General features: G+C 62.3%; 25 protein-coding genes. 13 read left to right on the forward strand and 12 right to left on the reverse strand.

Going from position 1 to position 23947, the window contains the following annotated elements:
• Nucleotides 1-52: 52 nt before the first annotated feature.
• Nucleotides 53-646, reverse strand: a complete 594-nt coding sequence (locus tag O6Y00_RS18825; RefSeq protein WP_353444095.1) for a M17 family peptidase N-terminal domain-containing protein — start codon at nucleotides 644-646, stop codon at nucleotides 53-55.
• A 307-nt stretch (nucleotides 647-953) separates the two neighbouring features.
• On the opposite strand from O6Y00_RS18825, the gene O6Y00_RS18830 reads away from it, so the two are divergent.
• Nucleotides 954-3881, forward strand: a complete 2928-nt coding sequence (locus tag O6Y00_RS18830; RefSeq protein WP_353444096.1) for a sensor histidine kinase — start codon at nucleotides 954-956, stop codon at nucleotides 3879-3881.
• A 46-nt stretch (nucleotides 3882-3927) separates the two neighbouring features.
• Here the strand turns inward: O6Y00_RS18830 and O6Y00_RS18835 are convergent, their stop codons facing one another.
• Nucleotides 3928-4770, reverse strand: a complete 843-nt coding sequence (locus tag O6Y00_RS18835) for an alpha/beta fold hydrolase (RefSeq protein WP_353444097.1) — start codon at nucleotides 4768-4770, stop codon at nucleotides 3928-3930.
• Between the two features lie 169 nt (nucleotides 4771-4939).
• A complete protein-coding gene (locus tag O6Y00_RS18840) occupies nucleotides 4940-5722 on the reverse strand; it encodes an alpha/beta fold hydrolase (RefSeq protein ID WP_353444098.1) in 783 nt (260 codons plus the stop codon).
• A gap of 186 nt (nucleotides 5723-5908) precedes the next feature.
• On the opposite strand from O6Y00_RS18840, the gene O6Y00_RS18845 reads away from it, so the two are divergent.
• Nucleotides 5909-6505, forward strand: a complete 597-nt coding sequence (locus O6Y00_RS18845) for a TMEM175 family protein (protein ID WP_353444099.1) — start codon at nucleotides 5909-5911, stop codon at nucleotides 6503-6505.
• Between the two features lie 268 nt (nucleotides 6506-6773).
• Here O6Y00_RS18845 and O6Y00_RS18850 read toward each other — a convergent pair whose 3' ends face one another.
• From O6Y00_RS18850 to O6Y00_RS18865, 4 genes are all read right to left on the reverse strand, one after another.
• Nucleotides 6774-8930, reverse strand: coding sequence for a TonB-dependent siderophore receptor (locus tag O6Y00_RS18850; RefSeq protein WP_353444100.1), 2157 nt, complete (start codon nucleotides 8928-8930; stop codon nucleotides 6774-6776).
• A gap of 1074 nt (nucleotides 8931-10004) precedes the next feature.
• Nucleotides 10005-10256, reverse strand: coding sequence for a hypothetical protein (locus O6Y00_RS18855; protein WP_353444101.1), 252 nt, complete (start codon nucleotides 10254-10256; stop codon nucleotides 10005-10007).
• A 1045-nt stretch (nucleotides 10257-11301) separates the two neighbouring features.
• Nucleotides 11302-11952 carry a Crp/Fnr family transcriptional regulator gene (locus O6Y00_RS18860; RefSeq protein ID WP_353444102.1) on the reverse strand — a complete coding sequence of 217 codons (651 nt, stop codon included), beginning with the start codon at nucleotides 11950-11952 and terminating at the stop codon, nucleotides 11302-11304.
• Between the two features lie 548 nt (nucleotides 11953-12500).
• Complete coding sequence (locus tag O6Y00_RS18865; protein WP_353444103.1) at nucleotides 12501-12785, reverse strand: hypothetical protein; 285 nt, start codon at nucleotides 12783-12785, stop codon at nucleotides 12501-12503.
• 119 nt (nucleotides 12786-12904) lie between these two features.
• On the opposite strand from O6Y00_RS18865, the gene O6Y00_RS18870 reads away from it, so the two are divergent.
• The 10 genes from O6Y00_RS18870 to O6Y00_RS18915 all read left to right on the forward strand — a co-directional run bounded on the left by O6Y00_RS18870 (nucleotide 12905) and on the right by O6Y00_RS18915 (nucleotide 16971).
• Entirely contained in the window at nucleotides 12905-13111 is a 207-nt protein-coding gene (locus O6Y00_RS18870) for a hypothetical protein (RefSeq protein ID WP_353444104.1), read from the forward strand.
• A 139-nt stretch (nucleotides 13112-13250) separates the two neighbouring features.
• Nucleotides 13251-13433 carry a hypothetical protein gene (locus O6Y00_RS18875; protein ID WP_353444105.1) on the forward strand — a complete coding sequence of 61 codons (183 nt, stop codon included), beginning with the start codon at nucleotides 13251-13253 and terminating at the stop codon, nucleotides 13431-13433.
• Between the two features lie 8 nt (nucleotides 13434-13441).
• Complete coding sequence (locus O6Y00_RS18880; protein ID WP_353444106.1) at nucleotides 13442-13600, forward strand: hypothetical protein; 159 nt, start codon at nucleotides 13442-13444, stop codon at nucleotides 13598-13600.
• A 166-nt stretch (nucleotides 13601-13766) separates the two neighbouring features.
• Complete coding sequence (locus tag O6Y00_RS18885; RefSeq protein WP_353444107.1) at nucleotides 13767-14021, forward strand: hypothetical protein; 255 nt, start codon at nucleotides 13767-13769, stop codon at nucleotides 14019-14021.
• A 115-nt stretch (nucleotides 14022-14136) separates the two neighbouring features.
• On the forward strand, nucleotides 14137-14457 hold the full coding sequence (locus O6Y00_RS18890; protein ID WP_353444108.1) for a PilZ domain-containing protein: 321 nt from the start codon (nucleotides 14137-14139) through the stop codon (nucleotides 14455-14457).
• Nucleotides 14458-15410: 953 nt separating this feature from the next.
• Nucleotides 15411-15755, forward strand: a complete 345-nt coding sequence (locus tag O6Y00_RS18895; protein ID WP_353444109.1) for a hypothetical protein — start codon at nucleotides 15411-15413, stop codon at nucleotides 15753-15755.
• Nucleotides 15756-15811: 56 nt separating this feature from the next.
• The gene (locus tag O6Y00_RS18900) at nucleotides 15812-15982 is read left to right on the forward strand and encodes a Flp family type IVb pilin (RefSeq protein WP_435368649.1); all 171 of its coding nucleotides are present in this window, start codon (nucleotides 15812-15814) and stop codon (nucleotides 15980-15982) included.
• 39 nt (nucleotides 15983-16021) lie between these two features.
• Nucleotides 16022-16171 carry a hypothetical protein gene (locus O6Y00_RS18905; protein ID WP_353444110.1) on the forward strand — a complete coding sequence of 50 codons (150 nt, stop codon included), beginning with the start codon at nucleotides 16022-16024 and terminating at the stop codon, nucleotides 16169-16171.
• 199 nt (nucleotides 16172-16370) lie between these two features.
• Nucleotides 16371-16556 (forward strand): hypothetical protein, encoded by a 186-nt coding sequence (locus O6Y00_RS18910; protein ID WP_353442650.1) that lies wholly within the window; start codon nucleotides 16371-16373, stop codon nucleotides 16554-16556.
• Between the two features lie 55 nt (nucleotides 16557-16611).
• Entirely contained in the window at nucleotides 16612-16971 is a 360-nt protein-coding gene (locus O6Y00_RS18915; RefSeq protein WP_353444111.1) for a hypothetical protein, read from the forward strand.
• Here the strand turns inward: O6Y00_RS18915 and O6Y00_RS18920 are convergent.
• From O6Y00_RS18920 to O6Y00_RS18930, 3 genes are all read right to left on the reverse strand, one after another.
• Nucleotides 16928-17548 (reverse strand): hypothetical protein, encoded by a 621-nt coding sequence (locus tag O6Y00_RS18920; RefSeq protein WP_353444112.1) that lies wholly within the window; start codon nucleotides 17546-17548, stop codon nucleotides 16928-16930. The two genes, O6Y00_RS18915 and O6Y00_RS18920, sit on opposite strands and share 44 nt — an antisense overlap.
• A gap of 739 nt (nucleotides 17549-18287) precedes the next feature.
• Nucleotides 18288-18683 carry a hypothetical protein gene (locus O6Y00_RS18925; RefSeq protein WP_353444113.1) on the reverse strand — a complete coding sequence of 132 codons (396 nt, stop codon included), beginning with the start codon at nucleotides 18681-18683 and terminating at the stop codon, nucleotides 18288-18290.
• A gap of 14 nt (nucleotides 18684-18697) precedes the next feature.
• A complete protein-coding gene (locus tag O6Y00_RS18930; protein WP_353444114.1) occupies nucleotides 18698-19237 on the reverse strand; it encodes a hypothetical protein in 540 nt (179 codons plus the stop codon).
• A gap of 706 nt (nucleotides 19238-19943) precedes the next feature.
• On the opposite strand from O6Y00_RS18930, the gene O6Y00_RS18935 reads away from it, so the two are divergent.
• Nucleotides 19944-20330 carry a PH domain-containing protein gene (locus O6Y00_RS18935; RefSeq protein ID WP_353444115.1) on the forward strand — a complete coding sequence of 129 codons (387 nt, stop codon included), beginning with the start codon at nucleotides 19944-19946 and terminating at the stop codon, nucleotides 20328-20330.
• Between the two features lie 162 nt (nucleotides 20331-20492).
• Here the strand turns inward: O6Y00_RS18935 and O6Y00_RS18940 are convergent, their stop codons facing one another.
• Both O6Y00_RS18940 and O6Y00_RS18945 read right to left on the reverse strand, forming a co-directional pair.
• The gene (locus tag O6Y00_RS18940) at nucleotides 20493-23474 is read right to left on the reverse strand and encodes a hypothetical protein (RefSeq protein ID WP_353444116.1); all 2982 of its coding nucleotides are present in this window, start codon (nucleotides 23472-23474) and stop codon (nucleotides 20493-20495) included.
• A complete protein-coding gene (locus tag O6Y00_RS18945; RefSeq protein WP_353444117.1) occupies nucleotides 23474-23884 on the reverse strand; it encodes a hypothetical protein in 411 nt (136 codons plus the stop codon). The genes O6Y00_RS18940 and O6Y00_RS18945 overlap by 1 nt, the downstream gene beginning before the upstream one ends.
• Nucleotides 23885-23947 lie beyond the last annotated feature (63 nt).

Consider the following 23947-nt stretch of genomic DNA (forward strand, 5'->3'; position numbering starts at 1 on the left):
GATAGCGGCGACCCTGCGCCGCGACTGGCGGACATGGCAAGCGGCCGCGGCGTCACTGCGCGGCGAGCTGGTCGAAGCTGGCGCGAAAGACCTCGACCACCGTCTCGAACCGTCCCGCGCCGACGCAGAACACCCAGCGCGACAGCGTCCGGGCGTCGGCGTCGGATAGTGCGTCGAACAGCCCGGCAAGCATCGCGTCGGGCGTGCCGGCCAAGCCGTCCGGATCGAGGCCGCTGTCGAGCAGGCTCGGCGCGAACGCCGCCGAGCTCGCGTCGATGCGGATCGTTTCGCGCGTCGCGGTCGCCACCGCCTGTCGCATCGTCGCGGGCGACCATGCCACAGGATCGCCGAGCCCGATCGCGAGCACGGTGGTCGCGTGGATCGGTCGCGCCGGCGCCGACAAAGTCAGTACGTCGCCTGTTTCCGCGCGAAAAATGCCGTCGGCGCGCAACCGCGTGATCGCGCCGCCCAAGGCCGTATCGAGATTGCCCAATCCGCCAGCGGGGCGCGTCCGGCCGATCTCGTGCGTGAAGACGCCCGCGCTGGCGACCATCACTTCGACGCTGACCGCATCGCGCGGCGCTACGTCGATGCGGACACCGCGCCACACGCCGATCGTCGCCGCGTCGTCGGTCCGACCGTCCATCGGCGGCATCCTGTTCTCCCGTCGATCCGGTGCGGACCTATGTCATTGATATCACGAGCTTGGCGCAGGATCGTGGACGGGGCTGACCCAATTTGGACAATCGTGACATTTGCGTGCACGCGTACCGGCCAGTAGCCCGACCCAATCTCGTATGACCTGAGGCATAGCGATCCGCCCTTGCATTTGTTCGTTCCGCGAGCGCAACGTCGATCATCATCAGCTCTGCTTAGGTGTCCTCCGCTTGATTGCGCAAACCAGCCTTCTACGCTTCGAGCGCGGCAGAGCGATTGTCCGTGGCCTACTGCGCATGCTGCTCGGCATCCTCTGCTGTTTTATGGCGGCCGGCAGCGCTTCCGCACTCGATCCAACGCGGAGCATCGCGCAGATGCGCCATTCGCGCTGGACGCTGGGCGACGGTGCCCCCGGCAACATCCGTGCGATCGTGCAGGGACGCGACGGCTATCTGTGGCTCGGGACCGCGACCGGGCTGTACCGGTTCGACGGCATCGTTTTCGAGCGGATCGTGCCCGTCGACCAGGATCGCTATCGCTCGCCGCAGGTCACCGCGCTGCTCGCGGCGCGCAATGGCGACATCTGGGTAGGGTACGACTTTGGCGGTATCTCCGTCGTTCGCGGCGGCGTGCTGAAGGATGCGAATCCCTGGGCACCGACCGGCGGGGTGAACACTATCGTCGAGGGGCAGGACGGAGCGGTCTGGGTCGCGGGCGATTCGATGGGGAAGTTGGTTCTCAGTCGGCTGCTGGACGGCAAATGGACAGCGTTCGGCGCCGGGCAGGGCGTCCCCGCGAGTGAGACGGGCGATATCCTGAGTACGCCCGGCGGCATCTATCTGTCGCTCGTGCCGCGGATGCTTCGCCTCAAACCAGGTAGCGATCGCTTCGAGGATACCGGGGTAGCGATCACTGGCGCGACGTCGCTCGCGCAGGACCGTCACGGCATCGTTTGGCGGCGAAGCGGTACGCAGATCCTGCCGCTTGATCGGACCGCGCGCGCGTATCGGATCGGCACCGCCACCACGCCTTATGTCGTCGAGCGCATGATCTTCGACCATGATGGTAATCTTTGGATCGCGGGCCAGGATTCGGGGCTCGGTCGACTGTCCGCGGCCGCGTTTCAGCCCGCTTCGGCAACCGACCGGGTCGAGCTGTTCACCGAAAAGCAGGGCCTGACCGCCGCCTTGACGACGGCGCTTCTGGAGGATCGCGAGGGCAATATCTGGGTCGGGACGGAATCCGGGCTCGATCGCTTCGCGCCGAGCAATATCGCGCAGCCTGCGCAGACCAAGGCGATCGTGTCGGGTTTCGTGGGCAGCGCGTCCTCGCGCAATCTGTTCGTTGCCGGCCTTTCAGGCGTTTACCGGATCGGCCGGTCCGGGGTGCCTGTGCTCGTCTTTCCGCAACCCGACATCGGCGTATTGTGTGGCGACGATCGCCGACTGCTGGTTGTCGGCATGCAGGGGAAATACCTGCTCGATCTGGATCCCGCGGGTAGCCTCGCCAAGGTGACGCCGGTCCTCGGGCCGACGTCGATCACCTGCACGATGGACAAGGCGGGGGTCTTCTGGGCCGGGTTCGAACAGATCTACCGCCTGGTCGGACGCCGGTTGGAGCCGGTCGCCAAGCCAAGCGGTACGCCCGCCGGATCGATCCACCGCGTCCGGTCGGACGGGGCGGGGGGCGTCGTGTTCGGACGGATCGGGCAAGGGGTGTCCCGGCTGCACGATGGCGTCGAAACGCTGCTGTGGCGCAGCAAGGATCAGGTGACGGGCAGGACCGCGACATGGATACCGACCGGTCACGGACTGCTCATCGTCGGTGACCAGGGGCTCGCACGGTATGACGGCAAGCGTCTCGAGTCGTTGCGTGACCGGACCTATCCGTTTCTGGCGGGCCTGACCGGACTGTTCCAGACGGCGGATGGATCGACCTGGACGATCGGCGCGGACGGCATCGTCCGGATGCCGACTTCGTCTGTGGAGGCCGCGTTCGCGCATCCCGGGATTCCGATCCCGTACGAGCGGTTCGGGTATCAGGAAGATTTCCGCGCGCGCTCGAACATGGTCGAGGCGAACGACATCGCGCAGGATGCCACGGGGCGGTTGTGGTTCGCGACCAACAAGGGGCTGGCGATGATCGACCCGCGGCATCTGTCGCGAAACCGGTTGCCGCCGACCGTGCAGATCCGGTCGCTCGATGCCGGTGGCGCGGAGACCCCCGGTAATAAGCCCGCCGCGTTTCCGGCCGGGACCGATCATGTCCGGATCGCCTACACCGCGCTCAGCCTGACCAACGCGACCGCGAACCGGTTCCGCTACCGGATCGAGGGGATCGACCGCGACTGGATCGACGCCGGCACCGCGCGCGAGGCGCTGTATACCAACCTCGGTCCGGGCACATACCGGTTCCAGGTCATCGCCGCCAACAACGACGGCGTCTGGAACCGCGAAGGCGCCACGCTGACGTTCACGATCGCGCCGCGGTTCTACCAGACCTATGCGTTCATGGTGGTGTGCATCGTGGGTGCACTGATCCTGATATGGCTGCTCTATCGCCGCCGCGTCCGCGCGATCGCCGACCGCACGCGTGGCCGCTTCGAGGTCCAGCTGGCGGAGCGCGAGCGGATCGCCCGCGAACTCCACGATACGTTGTTGCAAGGGTTCCAGGGGCTGATGCTGCGCTTCCAGTCGGTGGTCGAACTGCTGCCGCGTGGCGACCGCGCGCGCACGAGTCTAGAGACCGTTTTGGAGCGCGCCGACGACGTGCTGCTCGACGGCCGCGACCGGGTCCGGTCCCTGCGCGAAAACATGGAGCCGGTGGCGTTGCCCGCATTGCTGTCCACAATCGCCGAGGACGTCGTCCCACCGCCGCTGACGTGGACTGTGGAGGCGGACGGCACCCAGCAGCCGGTCTGCGCGCCGGTCGCTGACGAGATCGCGCAGATCGTGCGAGAGGCGCTCGCCAACGCGGTGCGGCATGCGGGGGCGAACCGGCTGGTCGTCGCGATCCGATCGACCTCCGACAAGCTCGTCGTCAGCGTGTCGGACGACGGTATCGGCCTCCCGCCCGAGGTCCGCGAGGCGGGGCATCGACCCGGCCATTATGGCCTGATCGGCATGCGCGAACGCGCCGTCGCGCTAGGCGGGACGCTGGCGATGCACGCCGAAACCGGCACCGAGATAAAAGTGACGATCCCGGCGCGCGTCGCCTATCGCTGAGCGAGAGAGCGACGACCGCCACCCTCTCGCCAGAGTCTTCCTGCGATCAGCTCTTCACGAACGCGAGCAGGTCCGGATTGATGACGTCGGCGTGCGTCGTCAGCATCCCGTGCGGATAGCCCTTGTAGATCTTCAGCGTGGCGTTCTTCAGCAGCTTGGCCTGCAGCACCGCGGCGTTTTCGTACGGCACGATCTGGTCGTCGTCGCCCTGCAGGACGAGCGTCGGTACGGTGATCGCCTGCAGATCCGCAGTTTGGTCGGTCTCGGAGAACGCCTCGATCCCGTCGTAGTGCGCGAGCGCGCCGCCCATCATGCCCTGGCGCCACCAATTGTCGACGACCCCCTGCGACAGCTTCTCGGTCGGGCGGTTGAAGCCGTAGAACGGCCCCGAGGCGAGATCGAGGTAGAATTGCGCGCGGTTGTCGGCGAGCGCCTTGCGCAGGCCATCGAACACCGACATCGGCAGGCCGCCCGGATTGCTCGCGGTCTTGAGCATCATCGGCGGCACCGCGCTGACCAGCACCATCTTGGCGACGCGACCCTGTGGCTGGCCGAATTTCGCGACGTAGCGCGCGACTTCGCCGCCGCCGGTCGAGTGGCCGATATGGACCGCATTCCGCAGGTCGAGGTGCTCGGCGACCGCAGAGGCATCGGCGGCATAATGGTCCATGTCGTTGCCGGTATCGGCCTGCGACGATCGGCCATGCCCGCGGCGATCATGCGCGACGACGCGGTAGCCCTCGGCGAGGAAGAACAGCATCTGCGTGTCCCAGTCGTCCGACGACAGCGGCCAGCCATGATGGAACACAATCGGCTGCGCGGCCTTCGGACCCCAGTCCTTGTAGAAGATGTCGACGCCGTCCTTGGTCTTGATAAATCCGCTGCTCATTCTCGGTACTCCGTCTGGGTGGGGAAGGGGGGAGGCGAACACGGCGGTCGGCAGCAAGCTGGCCGCCGCCGCGGCGGTTGCGGCGCCTATGACGACGGCTCGCCGGGAGATTTCGCGCAGCATGTCTGGCATCGGGATATCCTGATCGTTTCCGGGTATGGCATCGCGGCTATTGCGCGGTGGCGGCCTCTTCGATGAGCGCCGCGACCGCCTTCGGATTGGACGTCATCACGACATGCGAAGCGCCGGCGATGACGACGGTCTTCCTCGCCCCGGCGCGCTTCGCCATGAACGCCTGCACGGCGGGCGGAATGTTCAGGTCGGCGCTGCCGTAGATGAACCAGGACGGGATCGTCTTCCACGACGGCGTCACCGCCTTCTCGTTCAGCGCGGCCTCGGCGACCGGGCGCTGCGTCGCGGCCATCAGCGCGGCCTGCTCGGCCGGTACGTCGGCGGCGAACTGGTGGGCGAACTTGTCGCGCTGAATATAGAGATCCATGGTTCCGTCGGGCAGCACGACCGGCGGGGCCAGCGCGGCGCCCAGCGTGGCACCGGGAAACTTGCCGGTCAGTTCGATCGCGCTCTCGCCGGTATCCGGCGCGAACGCCCCGACATAGACCAGCGCCCTGACGTTGCCCGCGTGCGCCGCCGCTTCGGTGATGACCGGCCCGCCATAGGAATGCCCGACCAGTACCACCGGCGTCGTCACCGCGTTGACCACACCTGCGACCGACGCGGCATCGCTCGCCACGCCGCGTAACGGGTTCGACGCGGCGATCACGGTATAGCCGTCCGCGCGCAGCCGCGCGATCACGCCGTTCCACGATCCGGACTCCGCAAACGCGCCGTGCACGAGCACGATCGTCGGCCGCGGCGTCTGCTGGGCGTCCGCGCTGGCCAGAGGGGCGAGCATCGTCGTGACCGTCGCAAGGCAAGCGATCCAGATTTTCATGTGCGTAGCTCCCAAAAGGCAGGCGTCCGCTCGTCAATGCGCGCCGATCCTGCACCATTATTGTCGAACCGAAACGAAATTTGCGGATAACCGACATATTCCTCCGCGGGTGACGGCCGCCGCTGGGACGCGCGACCATCGCCCTGCTACGCTTCCCCCGACAATCACCAGCGGCACGGAGCGAGTATGAGCGGACGTCGAATGGGGCCGGGGCGGCTGGAGGCATTCACCGACGGCGTCGTCGCGATCATCATCACCATCATGGTGCTGGAACTGAAGGTGCCCGAGACCGGCGATCTCCACGGCTTGGCGGGAAGCGCCCCCGTCCTGCTCGCCTATTTGCTGAGCTTCGTGAACGTCGGGCTCTACTGGAACAATCACCACCACATGTTCCACGCGGTCGATCGGATCGACGGGCGGGTGTTGTGGGCGAACCTGTTCCTGCTGTTCTGGCTCAGCCTGGTGCCTTTCGTGATCCGCTGGCTCGACGAAAGCCAGTTCGCGGCGGGTGCGACTGCCGCCTACGGGATCGTCCTCGGGCTTGCCGCGATCGGCTATACGCTGACCGAGCGCGCGATCATCGCCTGCAACGGTAAGACCTCCGCGGTCGCCCGCGCGATCGGCTCGGACTGGAAGGGCTGGGGGAGCATCGCGCTCTATACGCTGGCAGTGCCGCTGGCGTTCGTCAGCCGCTGGATCGCGATCGGGCTGTACGTATCCGTCATCGCGCTGTGGCTGATCCCGGACCGGCGGATCATCCGCGTGCTCGACGCCGCCGACTGACGCGCACGCTCAGCCGCCCGAGGTCTGTGCTACGCCTGCGGAGGGGCAACGTCCGACGCGGCTCGCACGGGCCCGTACTCCGATATGATCGAGACTGCGGCGGGATCTCGCGACGATCGTATGACCAGGACAGCTGCGCCGTCTGGCAAGCGCGTTCGATCACGACCGACCGATTGAGCGGCGATCGGGAGCGAAAGCACGGCGATCGGGAGCCGGATCATTTTGCGGACGAGCCCGCCCGATCCTGCAATCCTGCAGCGTTGGAGCCTCAATAGTTGAACCTGACCGTGCCAAGGATGGTCCGCGGCGCCGCATAGAACCCTTGGTCGAAGTTGAGCCCCCCCAGATATTTGGCATTGGTGACGTTCTTCAGGTTAGCGCTCAGCGATACGCGGTCGGTCAGATCGTACCGGGTGAGCAGGTCGAGTACGGCGTAACGCCCCTGCGTGATCCGAACCTGGTCTCCGGTGGTCGACGAGACCACGCCTGCGGGTTCGAGGTACATCCGGCTCTGATACTGGGCGGACGCTCCAAGCTTCAGCGCCGGCAGCGAGGGTGGCGAATAGGTGATGTTGAGCCGCGCGGTGTTGCGGGGCACGAAGGTCCTCACGGCCTGGTCGTCCTCGCCGCGGATCCGCATGATCGTATACCCGCCCGTCGCCTGCACGCCGGGAAGGATCTGACCGCCGAATTCGAGCTCGATTCCCTGCGAGGTGGCATCGACGCCGCGGTAGATCGTCCGCCCCAAGACGGTATCGAACCCTGCGGCCTCCGCGGTGTTCTTCTGCCGCGCCTGGAAGATCGCGGCGCTGGCGTTCAGTCGCCCGCCGAACCACTCGCCCTTCAGGCCAGCCTCCAGATTGTCGCCTTCGATGGGCTTGAGCAACCTGTTGTCGACATCGAACTGCGTCTGCGGATTGAAGATCGTCGCAAAGCTCGCATAGGCGCTGACGTTCGCGCCCAGGTCGTAGGTCGCGCCGACGAACGGGAGGAAGCGCTTGCGATCGTAGCTGGTCGGCGTGCCGTAGGAATCGCCCTCGCTGAACGCTCGCGTGTAATTCCCCCCGATCATTACCTTCAGCGGATCGGCGAGGTTCAGGCGGATCAGCCCATAGACCGTCTCGCGGCGCGTATGCGTGTCGAGGCTCGGCGTGAAGTCGGGGAACACCGGCTCGCGAAAACTGCCGTCGAACACGGTCGCTATCGGCAGCACGACGCCAACCTGATCGTAATCATAGGCGGATCCCTGCCGATAGCGCCGGGTACCACGATTGACGCCGATCATCACGTCGTGATCGCGCCCGAACAGCTTGGCCTTGCCCGAGACGTAAGCGTCGATCGTCAGGTCGCGACCCTCCGCATCGAACGCGCCAGGGTAGCTGCGGACGGCGATGTCGTCCGTCGTATCCGCCGTGCCGAGGGTATCGACGCCGCCCGGCAATCCCTTTACCGGATTTCCGTAGACGTAGAACAACGTGTCCCGCTCGCTCACCGCACGGCGGATCGCGCTGATCTTGGCGGTCCAGCCATGGCCGAACTGGTGCGTGACGTCGCCGAAGATCTGGCGGTCGACCACGTTCCAGCCGGCCCAGTCGGGGCCCGTATTGGCTGATCGCGGCAGGTCGATCCGCGTGCCGTCGGTATAATATAGCGGCAACGCTCCCCACATCGCGCCGCGGCTCTGGTGGTCCTGATAGCCATAGCCGGCGCTTGCCACCGTATTCGGTCCCAGGTCGGCCTCGACGATGCCGTACCCGGTCCAGCGCCGCAGCCCATAGCGATCGAGATAGCTATCGGCATCGGAATAGGCGCCGACGGCCCGTGCGCGGATGCTGCCGTCCCTGGTCAACGGCACGCTGACGTCGGCGTCGAGGCGCAGGCTGTCGAACGAGCCATATTGCGCGCTGGTCGAGGCTTGGAATGTTCTGGCGGGGCGTTTGCGGACGAAGTTGATCACCGCCGACGGGTTGCCGGTCGACGAAAGCAGGCCCGGTGCGCCACGGACGACCTCGACGTGATCGTAGATCGCGGTGTCGATCGAGCCGGTCTGGACCTCGAACGCGAAGGGCAGGCCGATACCGTCGACCTGGAACGTCTGGATATCGAAACCGCGCGCCGAGTAATAGAAGCGATCGCTTTCCTGTGCCTGGACGTTGACGCCCGGCACGGTCGCCAGCAGCGCGTTGACGTCGTTGAGCTGGAAATCCTCGATCTGCGCGCGGGTCACGACGCTCAGCGATTGCGGCGTCTGTCGCAAGCTCAGCGGCAACCGGGTCGCGGTGCTCTGTGCCTTGACCGTATACTCGTCGCTGCCTTCGGTCCGCGCGGTCACCACGATCTCCTCGGCCCGCTGTAAATCGACCGCCGCCCGGTCGGTGTCGGGCGCGGTCGAGGCCATGGCGAACAGCGCCAGCAATGCGGTCATGATCGTATCCCCCAAATTGGATTTGAAGGCGCGTAACATGATCGGCTACATTTGCAAGTGACTCTCAATAGCCTTAATAAACAGGAACGGCAGTATTGTGGATTGGACATCAAACGTAATGAGGCGTCTATTGCGCGGTAAGGGGCGTGGGGCGTGCCAAATTTGAAGCCAAGCGATATCCTGGGCGGACGCGTCAACCTACCGCCCTTGGCGGGAGCGCTGGAAGGCCTCAGCGAAACCGACCGATGCACGGCGGGATGCGCTCTAAGGTCGACGAGCGAACGGCGCGGCAGGGCCTTTGCGCAGCTTCTGACGGATAAGGCGACAGCGGATTTTATGACCAGCCTCGTCGGCGGGTCAAAAACTGGTATCACGCTGGAAAATGGTGGACGCACTTGGGCTCGAACCAAGGACCCGCTGATTAAGAGTCAGCAGTTTTCCTAATGTTTCTAATGCCACTTCCGACTGGTTCTGCTTTTAGACCCATTCCTCATACCGAGGGGAGGGCGTATTTGTCGGAATGGCTCTACGATCAGATTCGGATGCCGCCCTTTCAGTCCCCTTTTGCTCTGACGTACCAGAAGAAGGTTCTAACCTTGGCTGAAGGAACTGTCGGACTGTTACTTCAGGATTCGGCATCGTTCTAAAATCTTGGCATCAATACCATTTGGCTCGGGAAAACCTTCGATACGCCGTCGCGCCTTTGATTGGGGCCACGGAAAAAAGCCGGTCGCGACATCGACATGCCGAGCGCGACCGGAGGTGCCCTTAAAGGGAAAATGCCGGTCAGCGAGGGATCGCGTACCCGGCAGAGAGCGCATACTGAGCCGATACAGGTGTGTCACGTACATAATACAGTAGGTCACGGATGTGTTGGGGTTTAGCCGCAGGCTTGCCGCATCATCATCAACACGCTCAATCCTGAAACCTGGCGTGCTGCAGCATGACCGCGTCGCTCGCAAGAACCGTCTCTAAGAACCGATAGTAGCTCCAGCGGCAGATCGCGTAGCTGTCCAATGGGGCGGACGCCGTTCGTTGTTCGATCGTAGAGCCCGGCTGGTCAGAGATCCGCCTCTAGCTTTGAGCGTCGTACATGACCTGGTTGATCAGGGAGGCTGCTCCAGCCTCGCCCAACAGCCTGCCGAGCTTGATCGCGACGGCTGGCGACATTGAGACAGTCGTGCCGTCGTAGCCTTCCACAAAGACATGGCCGTCTTCGACCCAGACCTTCCGCGGTTCGCCGTAATGGGTTGATCGCTCCAAGTTCTGGAGCACTTGCTGCCGTTCGGCATCCGTCAGCAAGTTCTTTGGCTTGTCGAGGTTCATGATCATACGTCCGTGTTCGTCAAAATAATGCGGCCGCGCGCGACCAGAGTCGAGCGGCGAATCGCCTTACATCACGCCCGGAACTGCGGCCCCCTTCGTCTGGTTCGACGGCTAGGAAGATTGGGCGTCGTGTGCCGGATCAGCCTCGATCGCGTCAAGAGCCGATTGGATGTTGCGATGACGTTCGCCGCGCATTATTACAATTCGGATGGGGATACGAGATACCCTGCGCGAGACACTCGTGCAGGCTACGCAACGCGGCGAGCGCGCCATAATCTGGCGACTTCGCATAGGGACCATCGAGCAGCTTCGCGATGATACGAAGCGGGTTCTAGGTTACAAGCCACCCAATCTAAACTCCTTTCTCGGCTTGACGATAGAAGTTTGTCCGTTCGATGCGCCGAACGAGTTGGTGACATCTGCCGGAACATTGGTACTGCATTTCAGCGCTAATCTTGAGCCGGTTCAACGTAAGGCGGCAATGAACCGATCTAATTACGCTCCGATCTGACGATCTTCCGGATTAGAGGTAGAGAGCGTGTGCATTGTACACGGTCGCCGCCCGACCAGTCTCGGATGAGGGCAGCGCGAGGGACGTTATAAATCGAGTCAGCGGCGTTGAGCCGCATTCAGACCGGAGCCACGTATAGCCACGTTCCTGGATGGCTCTTGAGTGATGCCCGTCCTTCTCAACTTGTCCGCCCGCCGATCATAGGTCCGGATTGGCACCGATTCTTTACCTCGAAACCGTGTACCCCCAATTCACAATTCTATAACCCAACATACCCCCCCAGTTACATCGCGCTTGGACGGGGTGGCATGAATGCGCATGTGAAGCCGGAATGACGCGTTTCTGAGCTTTCTGGGACCGCGTGCCCCTCACAGTCATAGGATGACATAAGGAAATGGTGGGCTATGACCCTACCGCGCTTGCACCCGATAACCGGCAGCACCTACCTCGTTATATCCCCTTAGATACCCCACGCTGATAGTCTTGATGCCCGATACGGGAGCGACGTCCGCGCCCGAGCCGCGATCTGGTTCGCTACGAGTTGCCACCTACGAATAGATATGCTGGTTCAAAGCTTGCCATGCTCATTAGACTCGGCAGGTCGAAAACGGTGACAGTGTGGCGGGACATCTCGGCCAGGCCGGACTGACGGATTTCCTTGAGCATCCGGTTAACGTGAACCGCCGTCATACCAATCATATCTGCGATCTGGTCTTGAGTGAGAGGTGCGATGAAACTCGAACCCTCAACCAATCCCGCCCTGCGACTGCGCAGATACAGCTCGCAAATCAGATGCGCTGTCCGCTCCACAGACGTCCTTTGACCTAGGCTCAACAGTGAGGAGTGCAGAATGCCTTCGTTGACGATATCGGAAGTGCGAAACGCCCGCTTGATCGCTCGCCGTTCAAGCGCCTGCGCCATTCGTTCCGGATGTACGCACCAGACGGTAACGGTACCCAACGCTGTCAGCCGGATCGGGCCAGCAGAGCATATGATAGGGGAGACTTTAAAATCATCGCCCGGCAGTAGAAGCCCGGTGACCTGACGCCTGCCGTCCCCGAGCGTTACGCTACGCATAACCCACCCACGCTGAATGAAGTATCTCGATTCAGGAGCGTCATCGTTCCGCAAGATTTCTTGCCCTGCCTCAATAACGCGGGCGGTGCCAATCAGACGCTCGATCACCGCAATATCGGACTCGTCTAGGGTCGAGATCGCTTGCAGCTTCCGAATTACCGGTGTCACTTGACCACTAGCCTAAATCCGCGCGGCTCAGCGAAGTCCATGAACTCGTGTTACAACCCGTCAAAAACACCTCCCCTATCGTCGTTTCTCGCCGACCTTGACCACCGGCGTCATCTCTGAAAATTTCGTCTTTGACAATGGAGAGGACACCTATGTTCGATTAACAAGGGAGGGGCCACCTATGTTCGGTGGGCAGTCCAATATAGGTTGCACCGGCCGATCGATGACGACGGTAAGCCCGCAAACCCCACTGCTTCTACCGGCCAGGCCTCGAACTCCGGCCCTTCCTCATCAGGATAGAGCGCGTCGGATAGGTGCTGCGGCGAATCCTCCGATCGATTACGGAGCGACCGCGATCTGGTGGGTATCGCGAGAGTGCTTAGCCCCGCCGCAGCGGTACGAGCGTACGGGTCAAGCTGTTGCCGAATAGTTATGCTACGCGGCTTAGAATCCGAACTCCGGCTCGTCGGGGTCAGAATAGAACCCGGTCACTTTCGAGCGAGCGTCGGCAGTTGCGATATGTCCTTTACCGCCGCGTCTTGGTCTTCAATCGAAGCCGCCAGCTTGTCCAATGCGCCGGCAACATCTTCGATAGCTTGCGTCAGGATGGGGCCTTGCAAGTGCGAGTGAAGCTCTCGGTAAGCCAGCGCTTGGGCACGTATATCAGCAGCGGTTCGCGTCATGTCCTTACAATAACCGCTGGCACGATTCAGTAAATTGACCTGCGTCAATATGACGCGGCTCGGCCGCAGCGGGTTGCCGCGATTGATCAAGCGCCGAACATAAAGGCTTGCCCATCAGGACAGAACTCAGACCGTCAATCGTACTGAGCCAAAGCAGTAGGCCGGGCGATTCTGTTCGACGATCGTTGCCTTGGTATCGGAGAACACCAATGGCTGAGACACTGAGACCTGACGCGTTCAAAATAACAGCCTCGGAGGGGACGGTTCTGGTTGAGGCGCCGGGCGTCGTTGCGACGCTCGACGTCGAGGCGGCATCCACCTTATCCGATCAGCTGCTCGGTGCGTGCGGAGCGGCAAGGCTCCAGCAGCATCGCGCGATCAATCCGGCGCCGAACGGCAGATCTTCCTCGTCCTGAAAGAACGAGCCAATGACGGGTGCTGCGGCGGATCTTCCGATTCATTACGGCAGCTGCGAACCGGAATGGTGCAAAGGTACCATGGGCGGGTAGTTCTGGATCATCGCCCGGATTTCTTTGAAGTGCTAACCGATCAAACGTGAAATCGATCGACCCGGAAGACCCCCGCTTCACTCCGGTAAAAGTCGGTGAACCTGACACCCCGCAGGAGCTTGTTGATGCGCTGGCCGAGCTTCGCCTTATGGCAATTCGGCTCGATCTGAAGGTCGTCGGAGCCGTTATATCGAGCGCGATCGGCTTGATTCCCGTCACGAAACACTGAGGAACCTGATGACCAAACAGGATGTCGCGGCCCTGAGTGCCAAGCTGGAAGAAGCCTTAGGGTTGGCGGACGAGCTCGACCTGCCTTTGACGGCTGTGCGTGTTCTTGAGGCATTGGACGCTCTAAAATTTGAAAATAGTCCGGAGCGGCATGGTGAAATTAAATGAAGCAATTCGACAAGCGCGGGCGGAAGCCGCCAAATTGACCGTTGCTGGTATGATTGGCGGACTCCCGAGCTGATCTATGCCCCGAACTCCGGCGCTTCCTCATCAGGAGATGGGGCCTGAGGATCAAAAGCGGAGCCCGCCCGTTCGTTGAGCGAGGAGAACACCGATGAGCGATACGGGCAAACAACCTATGCAAGCAGTCCCCGACATGGACGAGCCGAACGTAGCAGGTGACGTCTCGACGGGTCGCACTGGCGCCGGAGAAAGCGGAGGGGGTGCGTACAAGGATAAGAAGCAGGTCAAGGGCGACCCCGGCAATACCGGTTTCATGGCGCACGGTGGGCAGTCGCATATCGACTACAGCGGGCCAGTGGACGACGACGAGAAGCCCGCTAACCCCAACGCGACTGCAGGTAGCTAGGCGCCGAACCCCGGCCCTTTCTCATCAGGAAGGAATGCACGCTCGACTGTGCGTGCGGAAGCAGATTCCTGCTTTATGATATAGAAATGCAAGATTCGCTGACGTAACAAAGGTTATGTTCAGCGCCGATTTCGAACCTGTCCGGATCACCAAGCGCGGTGCGCCCAGATCGCTTCTCGGCCTAGATGCCGAACTCGACGGCGCGCGGCGCACGCTTTGCCGCGTCTCAGACATTTCGAAAAGCGGCGCTCGACTCAAAACATATTCAGCGCTGAAGGTTGGGTCAGTCATCTGGCTGACCCTTCCATTCGTGGGAAGAGTTTCTGCAACCGTGAAGTGGGCGGACGAGTACAACTCGGGCTGTCAATTTTCCGAACCGTTGAGCGACGAGTTACTCAGAGCCTTGCTCGTCGAGGCGGGGCGATCGCCTGACTGATTGCGCGGTCCGGCGCATCGCCGTGGCCACGCAATTTGGAAACTCATGCCCCGAATTCTGGTCCCTCATCGTCTGGATAGAACGCGTGGGGATCGTACATCGGCAGTCAGGCCAGATTGGGTTCTCGGTGACCGGCGCGCGCGTCTGGCGCGAACTCAAGCAGCGTAGCGCGCATCGATTTGATGGCGTCCCGTTTCCCATCAGAATTCTTACGGGCCACGGCGATCGCGGCGAGCTCGTTTGATTCCAGGGTTCGACCTAGCATTCGTTCATAGTGCGAGACGAACTTGCTGGGCTTCATCCGTGATGACATAGGTCAGTTTGTACCGATGACCAAATACTAAGCGCCAAACTCCGGGCCTTCTTCATCAGGGTAAAAGGCCTGGGGATCGTACACCGGTCGATGCGCCGGGCGCATCCGGCGGGGCGGGGGCGGGCTTCGGAACATTAGGGACCGGGTCGGGCAGGGTAGGCAGTCCGCCTCCGAACCGGATCCGGATATAGGCCCCGTTCCCGTGCATCGCCTGGAAGATCGCGGCGACCTCGTCTTCCTTCATCCGCTTGCCTATCAGGGGCGCACGCTCGGCGCTGACGTAGCCCAGCTGCAACACCGCGATCGGACCAGACCGCGACCGCGTTCTCGTCGAACGAATTCTTCGGCTCGAGGCGTAGCTCGACCAGTTCGCCAGGCGCGCAAAGCATGTACTCCATCCGCCTGTTGCTCTTCGACTTGTCCTCGTTCGGGAAGTCGATGCCGACAATGGAAGTGGTGAGTTCGTCCATGCGGTTCACCTTGCCCAAATCGTCGGAGCCGGAATAGACGACGCTATGGCCGACTTTGGAGGAGCCTGCGCCCTGTTAGGAGCAAGCAGCGGCGGCGGAAGCTTTGGTGATACCCGCTTGCATCCTATTGCCGCTTGCGTCAGTTTCCTCAACGTTATCAGGAGATGTCCATGCTGAAGATCCTTGCTGCGTTCGGTCTAGCCTCTTGCGCGACGGTCGCCCCCGCTCAGTTCATTTTCATCAGCCCGAACGCGAACCCGACGACCGGGTCGACGTTCGGTGCTGCGCTTCCCCAGATCAATCCGATCGGTGGCCAGGTGGGCATTTTCGACAACAGCATCACTCCGACGATGCGCCGTGAGCGGCAGGAACGAATTACTAGAACACTGAGGTTCATGGCATCCGCGCCCGATAAATGGACGTCGAGCAACCCACGGGAAGCGCGTCGACTGTACGTTAAAGCCGAGACTGCCGCAAAATGGGCGGAGATCAAGACTGATGGCGGCATGATGTAGGTCTGGATGACAGGATGTTAATCATTCTCCCGCAGATGGTCTGCGGGAGAATGCATATGATTCAACACTTAGCCGCTTTTATCCGCAACACGCGCGGCGCGACCGCGATCGAGTACGGACTGATCGCGGCCCTTATCGCGGTTGCCGCGATCGCCGCGATGCAGGGGCTTGGTACCAGCCTGAATAAAACGTTCAACAACGTGTCCGCTAAGATGAAGGTCGGCTAGGCCTTGCTCGGATCGGTCGACTGCGCATAGGCTATGTGAATGGCGACCCCACCACTGCATCCCGACGTAATCGAGTACCTTGATGACGAAAGTCTGATCGAGGCGTATCAGCAGACCGACGGAAAGCCCCGCGACCCCATTGCTGATCGCATTGCCGCCGAAGTTGAGCGTCGCAACCTCGGCATATGAAGACCGACCGAGACTTGCGACGAATCGAGTTTGCCGCGCGAGCAATGTGTAGGTTCCATGGCCTCCCGGAGAACACGAAGTTCGAAGGGCGCCCGATGTGGGAAAGCTACGTGCCCGAGGTAAAGGCGATCGTCGCCGCGCTCCACGAAGCGGACGCGTCAAGTAAGGCCGAAACTGAACGATGAAACTGCAACGGGCGATGACCGATCGCGAAATATGGATCAAGGCAAGCGCCATCCTTGCGGAACACGGCGAAATGACCGCCGAGTATATCATCGACCAGTTGGGGGATGTCCTCGCAAACGATGTGGCAGTCCAAGACTGGCGTCGGGTTGCCGTAGCGATCGACGCGATAACCGGCGCGGATACGCGCGGCAGCAATTGAGAACAAACGTGGAACGGTGTAGCTCGCGGCTCTGACGAGTCGGAGCCAAGTTGCCGTGTCGAAGCCCAACCGAACGACGTTCATCGCCTTGGTGCTGCTCGACGATGCGATCAGAAGGCTTCAGGTCGACGGGCCGCTGAAACAGCCGCAGCACGGCGTGCGTCTGGCGCTGGCCTACCTCTACTCGATCACGCTGTCGAAGAACCGGGAGCCGTTCGACGTCCTCTGGCGCACCCTTACGGGGCAGGATCGCCAACCTCCCGAGTTCCGGGTGACTTGGGCTGGGACGCAGTTCGCCCGCATCTGCGACGACATCGGCGTACCGCAGGACATCGTACTGACCGAAGCGCTGGCGAAGGGGAGGGCGGACCCTACGCCCAACCCCCAGCGGCAAGGGCAGCCTGGAACGACATAGCGTACCCGGCGACCTTCTCTGCACGATCGATCCCGTTGATGATGCGCCGCGCCGAGGTGAACTGCGCGACCGTCGCACGGCCCGTCGCGGGCAGGTAGCTGGCGAAACGCTTTCCGGTGAACCAGCCTTCCGTCATACCGAGGACCATGATCTGTGCGGAGATCTCCGTTTCCATCGCCCGATCATAGTTCGACGTCAGCGCGCCCTTCAGGCCGAGCTCGTCGTCCGCGCGCTGGTAGTTGTAGTCCCAAGTCAGCTGAACATCGCCGCGGCCGTACGCGATCTGCCCGGCATGCTTGCCCGGCTTTCCGTACGTCTTGCCACGGCCGCGACCAATTTCTGGAACCGGTTGCATCCGCTGGGCCGTCTCATGGAACGACGTCGCAAGCCCGTACGCGGCGAACGCCAACGGCGACGCCTGCGCAACAAACGCACTGAGCTTCGCCTCGATGCCTTCGACCTGTGCCGTCGTCATCGTGCCGAACAGCGGGCGGATCGCCGCGAAGAATTTCGCCGGAGACGCCAGCCCGTGCGCAAGACGCGCAGAGGCAGTCGCCGGCTTTGAGGCCGTCGTCATAATTTTTTCTTTCGTTGTGAAGCATTTAGTTACGGCGCACGTATCTGGTGTGCCGGGTATTCTCCGAACGTGTCCCGGCCGGCCTGCCTCGCGAGCGTGGGCGCTTGAGGCGGGCCGTTACGGCGCCGGGCGCGATGGCGCGGCAGTGCATCTAAATTGGACAGATGTTCGTACCTGTCCGTCCGTGGCGCGGTTTTGCTTCCAAGCTGATCCGCTGCGAGGCTCGTTACACGAGCTACCGAGGCGGTCAGCCTATCCGGTTTTCACAGCATGTTTTTCGGATAGGCTGGCCGCTGTTTACGCGACCATGGCGGGTCGGCGCACTAGCGGTTGCCCGCCATGATGATTAATTTTTTCCAATGTGCAGCAATATTGGTAACGAGCAGTTGAGCCCCAGCCGGCTTCCTCTCCCACGATGTGCCGGCCGGCCCGCCCTGGGTTTTGTTTTGGCACTTAAGGGTGGGCCGTTACCGCGCCGGGTACTTCAGCTAGCTCGTGGGCTTTGACCCATCGCCCCGGTAATTCCTTCCAACCCGAACCTATTGTGGCTTGGAACTGTTTGCCCACTTGCCGGGGGCTCATCTCCGCCAATGCCGGCCGGCCCGCTTCGCGCAACCCCTTGGCGCTAGAGGCGGGCCGTTACCGCGAAACCGGTTCGAGGTTTCCGCGTTGACGCAACGCCAGGTAACTCCGGAAAGTGACTGGTCGCCCCATCCTTCGCCAACCGAAGGATGGGGTGTTAGGGCAACTTGTCGAGCCCGCGCAGAGTGGCGGTCATGTCTGGTGGAACCGCTGACTTGCCGGGTAGTGCGGCATCAAGGGCGTCGATCGCGCTCTGACCGCGGCGCTTGAAGAACGTGATGACGCCCGCGCCGACCGCGCCCGTCATTCCCCCGGTCCCCAAAGCGGCGAAAAGGTCGACTTGGTGCTCGACGATCCAGACCGCAGTGATGACCATCGAAAGCCCGGTGACGATGCCGTCAAGAAGCCAGCGCTTCGGGCCGGTTGCGTCGAGGGTTATGAACAGCCGGACCATGAAACAGGTGAAGAGGCCCACGCACATTGATCCGGCCGGGAAGCTATAGCCCAGCACCGACCAGATGACGGGGACAGTGGCAACGGGAGCGGTCGACACGACCGCCTCCTTGATCACCGAAGACCAACGGCCGCTGCCGCCATCAAGAGACTAACGAGAAGCACGGCAGCCGGTCGCCGAAGCTGAGGCCACCTCGACCACATGTCGACCGGCAGCGGCGCTTTGCGCAGCTGGTGCTCGATCATCGGCTCGGCGAGCATGTGCAATCCCATCCAGGTAAAGCCGCATGCGATCGACAGCGGATCAAGCCAGCGCTTCAGTTCTGCGATACGCTCGATCGTGGCGGCATCGCCGGAGCTCCACGACCAAAGGCTGACTGCTTCGGCACCGCCGCGGCTGGCGATCGCGCATCCGGCTAGGAAGATTATGATCCGGTAGAGCGAGACCGGGTCCGTGGGGTGATCAATGGCCCGTGCCCGCCACAGCCGGCGCGCTTGCCTTCCCGCCATCATCAACCCGAGGCAGAACGCCGCGGTCATTACGAACAGGTTCCAGGCGAGCAGCCCTGGATTATCTGCAAGGGATGGGGGAGCCAGCGCGGCTGTCGCCCGCATTGCCTCTCCGATGTAGTTGCTCGTGGCTGTCGCGGTCATGCGTCATCCTTTCCCGCGACCGCATAGGCCGCGCTGGTGCTGTCGTTCATGGTAAGATCCTGATTCGGGACAGCTGTAAGAAAACGAGCGTCGCAGGCCAGTCGGCGGGGGCTATAGGCTGCAGCGCATCGGCTGTTTGGAGCGTCACGTGCTAGAACTAATCGTGATCGTGCCTGCGGTCGCAGTCATGTCGATGGCAGCACGGTCAATTGCTAAAACCCGTGCTCGACGTCATCGCTCAGAACAGCGTCGCCAGCGCCACAGACGGGAGGCTGGAACCTGGTGGGCGACAACGTGGCTTGCACGAGGCCGTCGTCAAAAGAAGCTCACGCACAGGCAAGACTGACTAGGTCTACGGTCAGCCTATGCGCCGGTGCTTTACGAATTATTCGGAATAGGCCCGTATCGGTTGCGTCGTGGCGTAGGGTGATCCGTGGGGGAGACACCCGGCGTCATCGCCGTGCGTCATTCCATCTCGCGACCGCATCGGTCGGGTTGCTGCTGTTGTTCATGGTAGGGCGCCAGACATGGCTAAGGGCGGCCCGTGAACGGACAGCGAGGCAGCTGACGATATCGAAAAGTGTTGGTGCGAGCGCCGGCGAGGTACGGTTGACGGAGTGGTACGCGATGGGCTGGTAAACGCCCACCGCACTATCCCTGCGATCCGGCGATCGATAAGTTCGATGTGAGATACAAAGGGAATCACATGTCAGCGATCGAGCATCCGTTCATGGGAAAAGTCTTCGTTGGGTCTGCAACAAAAGTTGGCACTCTGAAGGAAAAGTACGCTGCTATCCTCATGGCAGACGAAGCCGTAGAGATGGAATTTAAGGGCGCGCGTGACGGAATGATTTTCACGTCTAAACGGATCGTCGTGATCAATTCACAAGGTATAACCGGCCGAAAGATCGAGTTATCCAGTTTTCCGTGGAAATCGATCGCGGCCTATTCCGTTGAGAATGCAGGCGCGACCGACATCGACGCAGAATTGAAAATTTGCGGATCAGGTTGGGGTGTTTGCGAGGTCCAATTTACTCGTGGCACAAACGTTGCAGTTGTATGTCAAGCGATCAATCAAAAGATACTCGCTTAACTTTCTGCGTTTGCAACACTCCGCGGTAAGTCCGCATGGCCCCTCACCGCCGCTGGTCGAGAAGTAGCGAGAATAGTGCTATATCAGGGCGGTGGAGCGCCGGAGAAAGTCGTGGTGGACGGGCCGGGCGTCCCCACCCGCGCCCAGACAGCGTGAGGGTTGTTAACGCGCCCCGACCATCGGACCTATAGATGTAGCGGCTAAGGTTAACGGAACCGCAGATGCAGCGCCGTATGCGGCATTAGTCGTTGCCAGCCCCTTAATGACGGTCGTAAAACTTGTGGCGCCTAATTCCTGGAACCCGGCCGCGCTGCTACGGATCGTCAGCGTGCCAGGTGACGCTGTAACTTGATATGCCAGCCATCGTGCGTCCTTACTCGCTGGCACCGAAACGGCGAACGACTTCACGCCGACAGTTTCCGCAGACATCTCGCCCCCATCCGCCAATAGCGCGCCGGGCCGATTTCCAGCATTAGCGTAAATCGCCATGCGGATCTTGCAGCCCGCCGGGCCCGCCACGACGACCTCGATCGCAAGCTCGGTGATAGCAATATTGTAGGGGACGATTCGGTAGAAGCGCCATTCAGTGTCCGTCGGCGTGAAAGGCGTACCGCCCGCGATCATGGTTCGCGGTGTCGCATACAGGCCTGAGGATGACCCGCTTACCGTACCCGCCGCCTGCGGGGCGCCAGGTGCGGCGATCACTTCACCGAACACTCCTAGTCGTGCGCGGGTAGTGGCGAGGCTTTCAGCGACAAACGCAAACGTTGCGTCTGCCGGCCCGATCACGGGCGCCTCGATGTCGAGATAGTCGTTTGCGACCGCCGTTCCGACTGGCGAGTAGCTCCACCGAATGATGATCGCCTCGGCGTCCATCGGCACGGTTCCGGCCGAAGCGAACGTGTAGCTATCCGCGCTTGCGGTCACCGACTGCGCGCCGTTGGACAAGGAGACGGCAGCGGCTGGGTTGAGATCGGCGTCGAGAGGCTGAACGACGTTGCTCGTCAGGATTGACCAGCTCAGCTTGCCATCGTTATCCGACCAGCCCGAACCGACCGCCGCGCGATACTTCACGCCGACCTTCTTGCCGCGGAGCTTGTAGACGTCCTCCCCGGTGATCTGTTGTCCGACGTATGGCGTCCCGGTTGCCGTGTCGCCGACCGCTCGCTGCAAGCGCATCGCGTAGGGCCGGCTGTATCCGGTGACCTGGGAAACAGAAAAACCCGGTCCGCCCGTACGCGCACCATACCAGCCACCAGCCGTCTCCGCCGCGGTCGTTGCCGCGGAAACCTGCACCGATCCGCCATTCGGCCAATAGTGGAACTCGCCGTTGATGAGGATTGGTGGCTCGGAGAATGGAGCGCCGCTGACCGAGGGGTAAAGGTTGCTACCGCTCGGACCGACGTTGTCGACGAACGCTAGGCCAGGACCATCGTAATCGATTTCACCCCAAACGCAGTTGCGGGCGGCAGGACCGCCACCGTCTACGAGCGAAAACGACGTGCGATATGCCCACGTGCTGACGCCATCGGAGAACGTCGAGCTAGTCATCGAGTCCGAAGCCGGTACGGTCCAGCCCGCTGCGGCCGGAGACGTTGGCCCAAAATTATCCGGGGTTTTGCCTACAATGCGGAAGACGTAGCCGATCCCCGCGCCGCCGTCCCAATACATGCCGGCTTGCTTACACACACCGCCAGCCGCGAACATTGGGTAACGATAGCCGGTATCAGCACGCCCGCCACCCAACAGGTCGCCTGTTGAGACGATCTTGCCGAACGAAACGGCGATCGCAACCCCGCCTGCAGAGCTACCTGCACTCGCGGCAAACCCACCGTAGATCGCGTTGCCCCCGCCAGCGCTGTAATGGCCGTTGCGAATCGATCGAACAAAGTCGACGCGTGAGCCGCGACCGGAGGCATGTACGCCGTTTAGGTAGCACTCCACCGCCCGGAGATATTTGATCGTGTGGTAATTGCCGGTGAGCGACGCGGCACCGTCACCTGTCCGATGCCCATAGAGGTAGTCGACCGTCCAGCTGCTCGTGCTGAACGTGAGGCCGATCGCCTCTTCACCCAGCGTCTTGTGCGACGCTCCCGCCGATCCCGCGCTGGTCTCGTATGCGATCTCGTACTGACTCTCGATGAACGACCCGACCGCGACCTTCGTCTCGTCGACCCATTTGATCGTGTAGAGGACGTGGACACCTGAGGCGAAATTGTCGCCGAAGATCCCGAATCCAGCGCCGTTGCGGCACTTCGATGCGATCACGACACGCGTGTTCGCAGGACCCTTCACAGCCATGTTCGGCCCGCGCATTTCATGCCCGTGGATCGTCACATGGGCGTCGATGCAGTCCGTTATGAGCACGCCCGAATTGCCGTTATAGTATTCGAACATCGGCACGATCAGCCGCGTGCACCGGGTAAACTGGAACGCATAGTTCGTCGTCGACATCGGGCCGATGATCTTGGGATGACCGATGAACTCGATGTCGGACTGGTCCGCAGCCGTGAGGAACGGCGCGGTTCCGGTGTGCGTGAACTGGCAGCCGGTCCAGTCGTATTTTACGCCTCCCTTCAGAACGATCGTCACCGCGGCAATGTTGAGCAAGCGCGCTTCGAAGTCGAGCACAGAGCCCGCCGGTGCCGCCTGAATCGCGGCATTGATCCATGCGCCTACGCTCAGGATCCCTTGCGGCGTATCGCCAAGCGTTCGCACGCGCAGACGATCTGGCAGCGCGCGCGGCTGCGCTCCACTGTATGCGGCAACAAGGGAGGGTGCCTTGGCGTCCAAATCGCCTCGGATTGAGGCCCGCTGCGCAGCAGATGCCGCGATAGCATCGTCGACCTCGCCGACCTTCTGACTGGTCGTCTCGCCCAACTCCGTAATCGCTTCATCGATCAGCGCGTCCTTGGCGGCGACGTGAATATCGAGCGCCGCCTTCTGCTGGCCGAACGCCGTACCGGTCGCGGCGATGAGCGCGTCGACATCGGCGCGTGCCTGACCGGCAGCTTCGAGCGCAGGGGCGCGTAAGAAAGGGACGAGCGCGGCTTGCGTCGGTTCGGCGATCTGACCCGCCAGGAATGCTTGCTCTGCTGCGGTGAGGCCCTTGCCCCCGCGCAACTGCACGATCGTTCTAGCCATCAGCTATCGTCCCTTTCGATGATCCAGTCGATGTCCGCCTGCGCGAGGGGCGGTGCGGTGCCGGCGGTCGTGGCGGCCGAGCGCGAAACGTAGAGCGCGCCGCCCTGCCGGCGCTGGCGACCGCCATCGAGCAGCACCTCCGCCAGTTCCCACTTCAGCCCTACGACGCCCGCCAGCGCGGCGCTCAAGGGCGCGGGCAGGGCCATGTCGGCGAAGTCGCCGTCGAGATCCTGCTCGATCGCGCTGGCGGCGCTCCAGCCCGCCTCCGTGCTGCCGTCCGGCCGGTAGATGGTGAAGGCGTAGACCTCGCCGAGAAGCGCGCGCGTGGTGCCGTCCGCCAGCTGGCGCCGGTAGCGCAGCGCGAGGGGATCGCCGCCCGCGACGCGCATGTCGAAGTTGCGGTCGATCACGCGCGCGTCTCGGCGCCGCGCATTGCTGCCCGGTTGGTCATTGCACTCTCCAATTCGGTGGAA

It is taken from the genome of Sphingomonas faeni (assembly GCF_040407565.1).
Taxonomy (GTDB): Bacteria; Pseudomonadota; Alphaproteobacteria; order Sphingomonadales; family Sphingomonadaceae; genus Sphingomonas; species Sphingomonas faeni_F.

Bases quoted from the DNA above. Each gene is read 5' to 3' on its own strand.
- O6Y00_RS18825 (WP_353444095.1), bottom strand. From the start codon at position 646: ATGGACGGTCGGACCGACGACGCGGCGACGATCGGCGTGTGGCGCGGT.
- O6Y00_RS18830 (WP_353444096.1), top strand. From the start codon at position 954: ATGCTGCTCGGCATCCTCTGCTGTTTTATGGCGGCCGGCAGCGCTTCC.
- O6Y00_RS18835 (WP_353444097.1), bottom strand. From the start codon at position 4,770: ATGAGCAGCGGATTTATCAAGACCAAGGACGGCGTCGACATCTTCTAC.
- O6Y00_RS18840 (WP_353444098.1), bottom strand. From the start codon at position 5,722: ATGAAAATCTGGATCGCTTGCCTTGCGACGGTCACGACGATGCTCGCC.
- O6Y00_RS18845 (WP_353444099.1), top strand. From the start codon at position 5,909: ATGAGCGGACGTCGAATGGGGCCGGGGCGGCTGGAGGCATTCACCGAC.
- O6Y00_RS18850 (WP_353444100.1), bottom strand. From the start codon at position 8,930: ATGACCGCATTGCTGGCGCTGTTCGCCATGGCCTCGACCGCGCCCGAC.
- O6Y00_RS18855 (WP_353444101.1), bottom strand. From the start codon at position 10,256: ATGAACCTCGACAAGCCAAAGAACTTGCTGACGGATGCCGAACGGCAG.
- O6Y00_RS18870 (WP_353444104.1), top strand. From the start codon at position 12,905: ATGGCTGAGACACTGAGACCTGACGCGTTCAAAATAACAGCCTCGGAG.
- O6Y00_RS18880 (WP_353444106.1), top strand. From the start codon at position 13,442: ATGACCAAACAGGATGTCGCGGCCCTGAGTGCCAAGCTGGAAGAAGCC.
- O6Y00_RS18885 (WP_353444107.1), top strand. From the start codon at position 13,767: ATGAGCGATACGGGCAAACAACCTATGCAAGCAGTCCCCGACATGGAC.
- O6Y00_RS18890 (WP_353444108.1), top strand. From the start codon at position 14,137: ATGTTCAGCGCCGATTTCGAACCTGTCCGGATCACCAAGCGCGGTGCG.
- O6Y00_RS18895 (WP_353444109.1), top strand. From the start codon at position 15,411: ATGCTGAAGATCCTTGCTGCGTTCGGTCTAGCCTCTTGCGCGACGGTC.
- O6Y00_RS18900 (WP_435368649.1), top strand. From the start codon at position 15,812: ATGATTCAACACTTAGCCGCTTTTATCCGCAACACGCGCGGCGCGACC.
- O6Y00_RS18905 (WP_353444110.1), top strand. From the start codon at position 16,022: ATGGCGACCCCACCACTGCATCCCGACGTAATCGAGTACCTTGATGAC.
- O6Y00_RS18910 (WP_353442650.1), top strand. From the start codon at position 16,371: ATGACCGATCGCGAAATATGGATCAAGGCAAGCGCCATCCTTGCGGAA.
- O6Y00_RS18920 (WP_353444112.1), bottom strand. From the start codon at position 17,548: ATGACGACGGCCTCAAAGCCGGCGACTGCCTCTGCGCGTCTTGCGCAC.
- O6Y00_RS18930 (WP_353444114.1), bottom strand. From the start codon at position 19,237: ATGACCGCGACAGCCACGAGCAACTACATCGGAGAGGCAATGCGGGCG.
- O6Y00_RS18935 (WP_353444115.1), top strand. From the start codon at position 19,944: ATGTCAGCGATCGAGCATCCGTTCATGGGAAAAGTCTTCGTTGGGTCT.
- O6Y00_RS18940 (WP_353444116.1), bottom strand. From the start codon at position 23,474: ATGGCTAGAACGATCGTGCAGTTGCGCGGGGGCAAGGGCCTCACCGCA.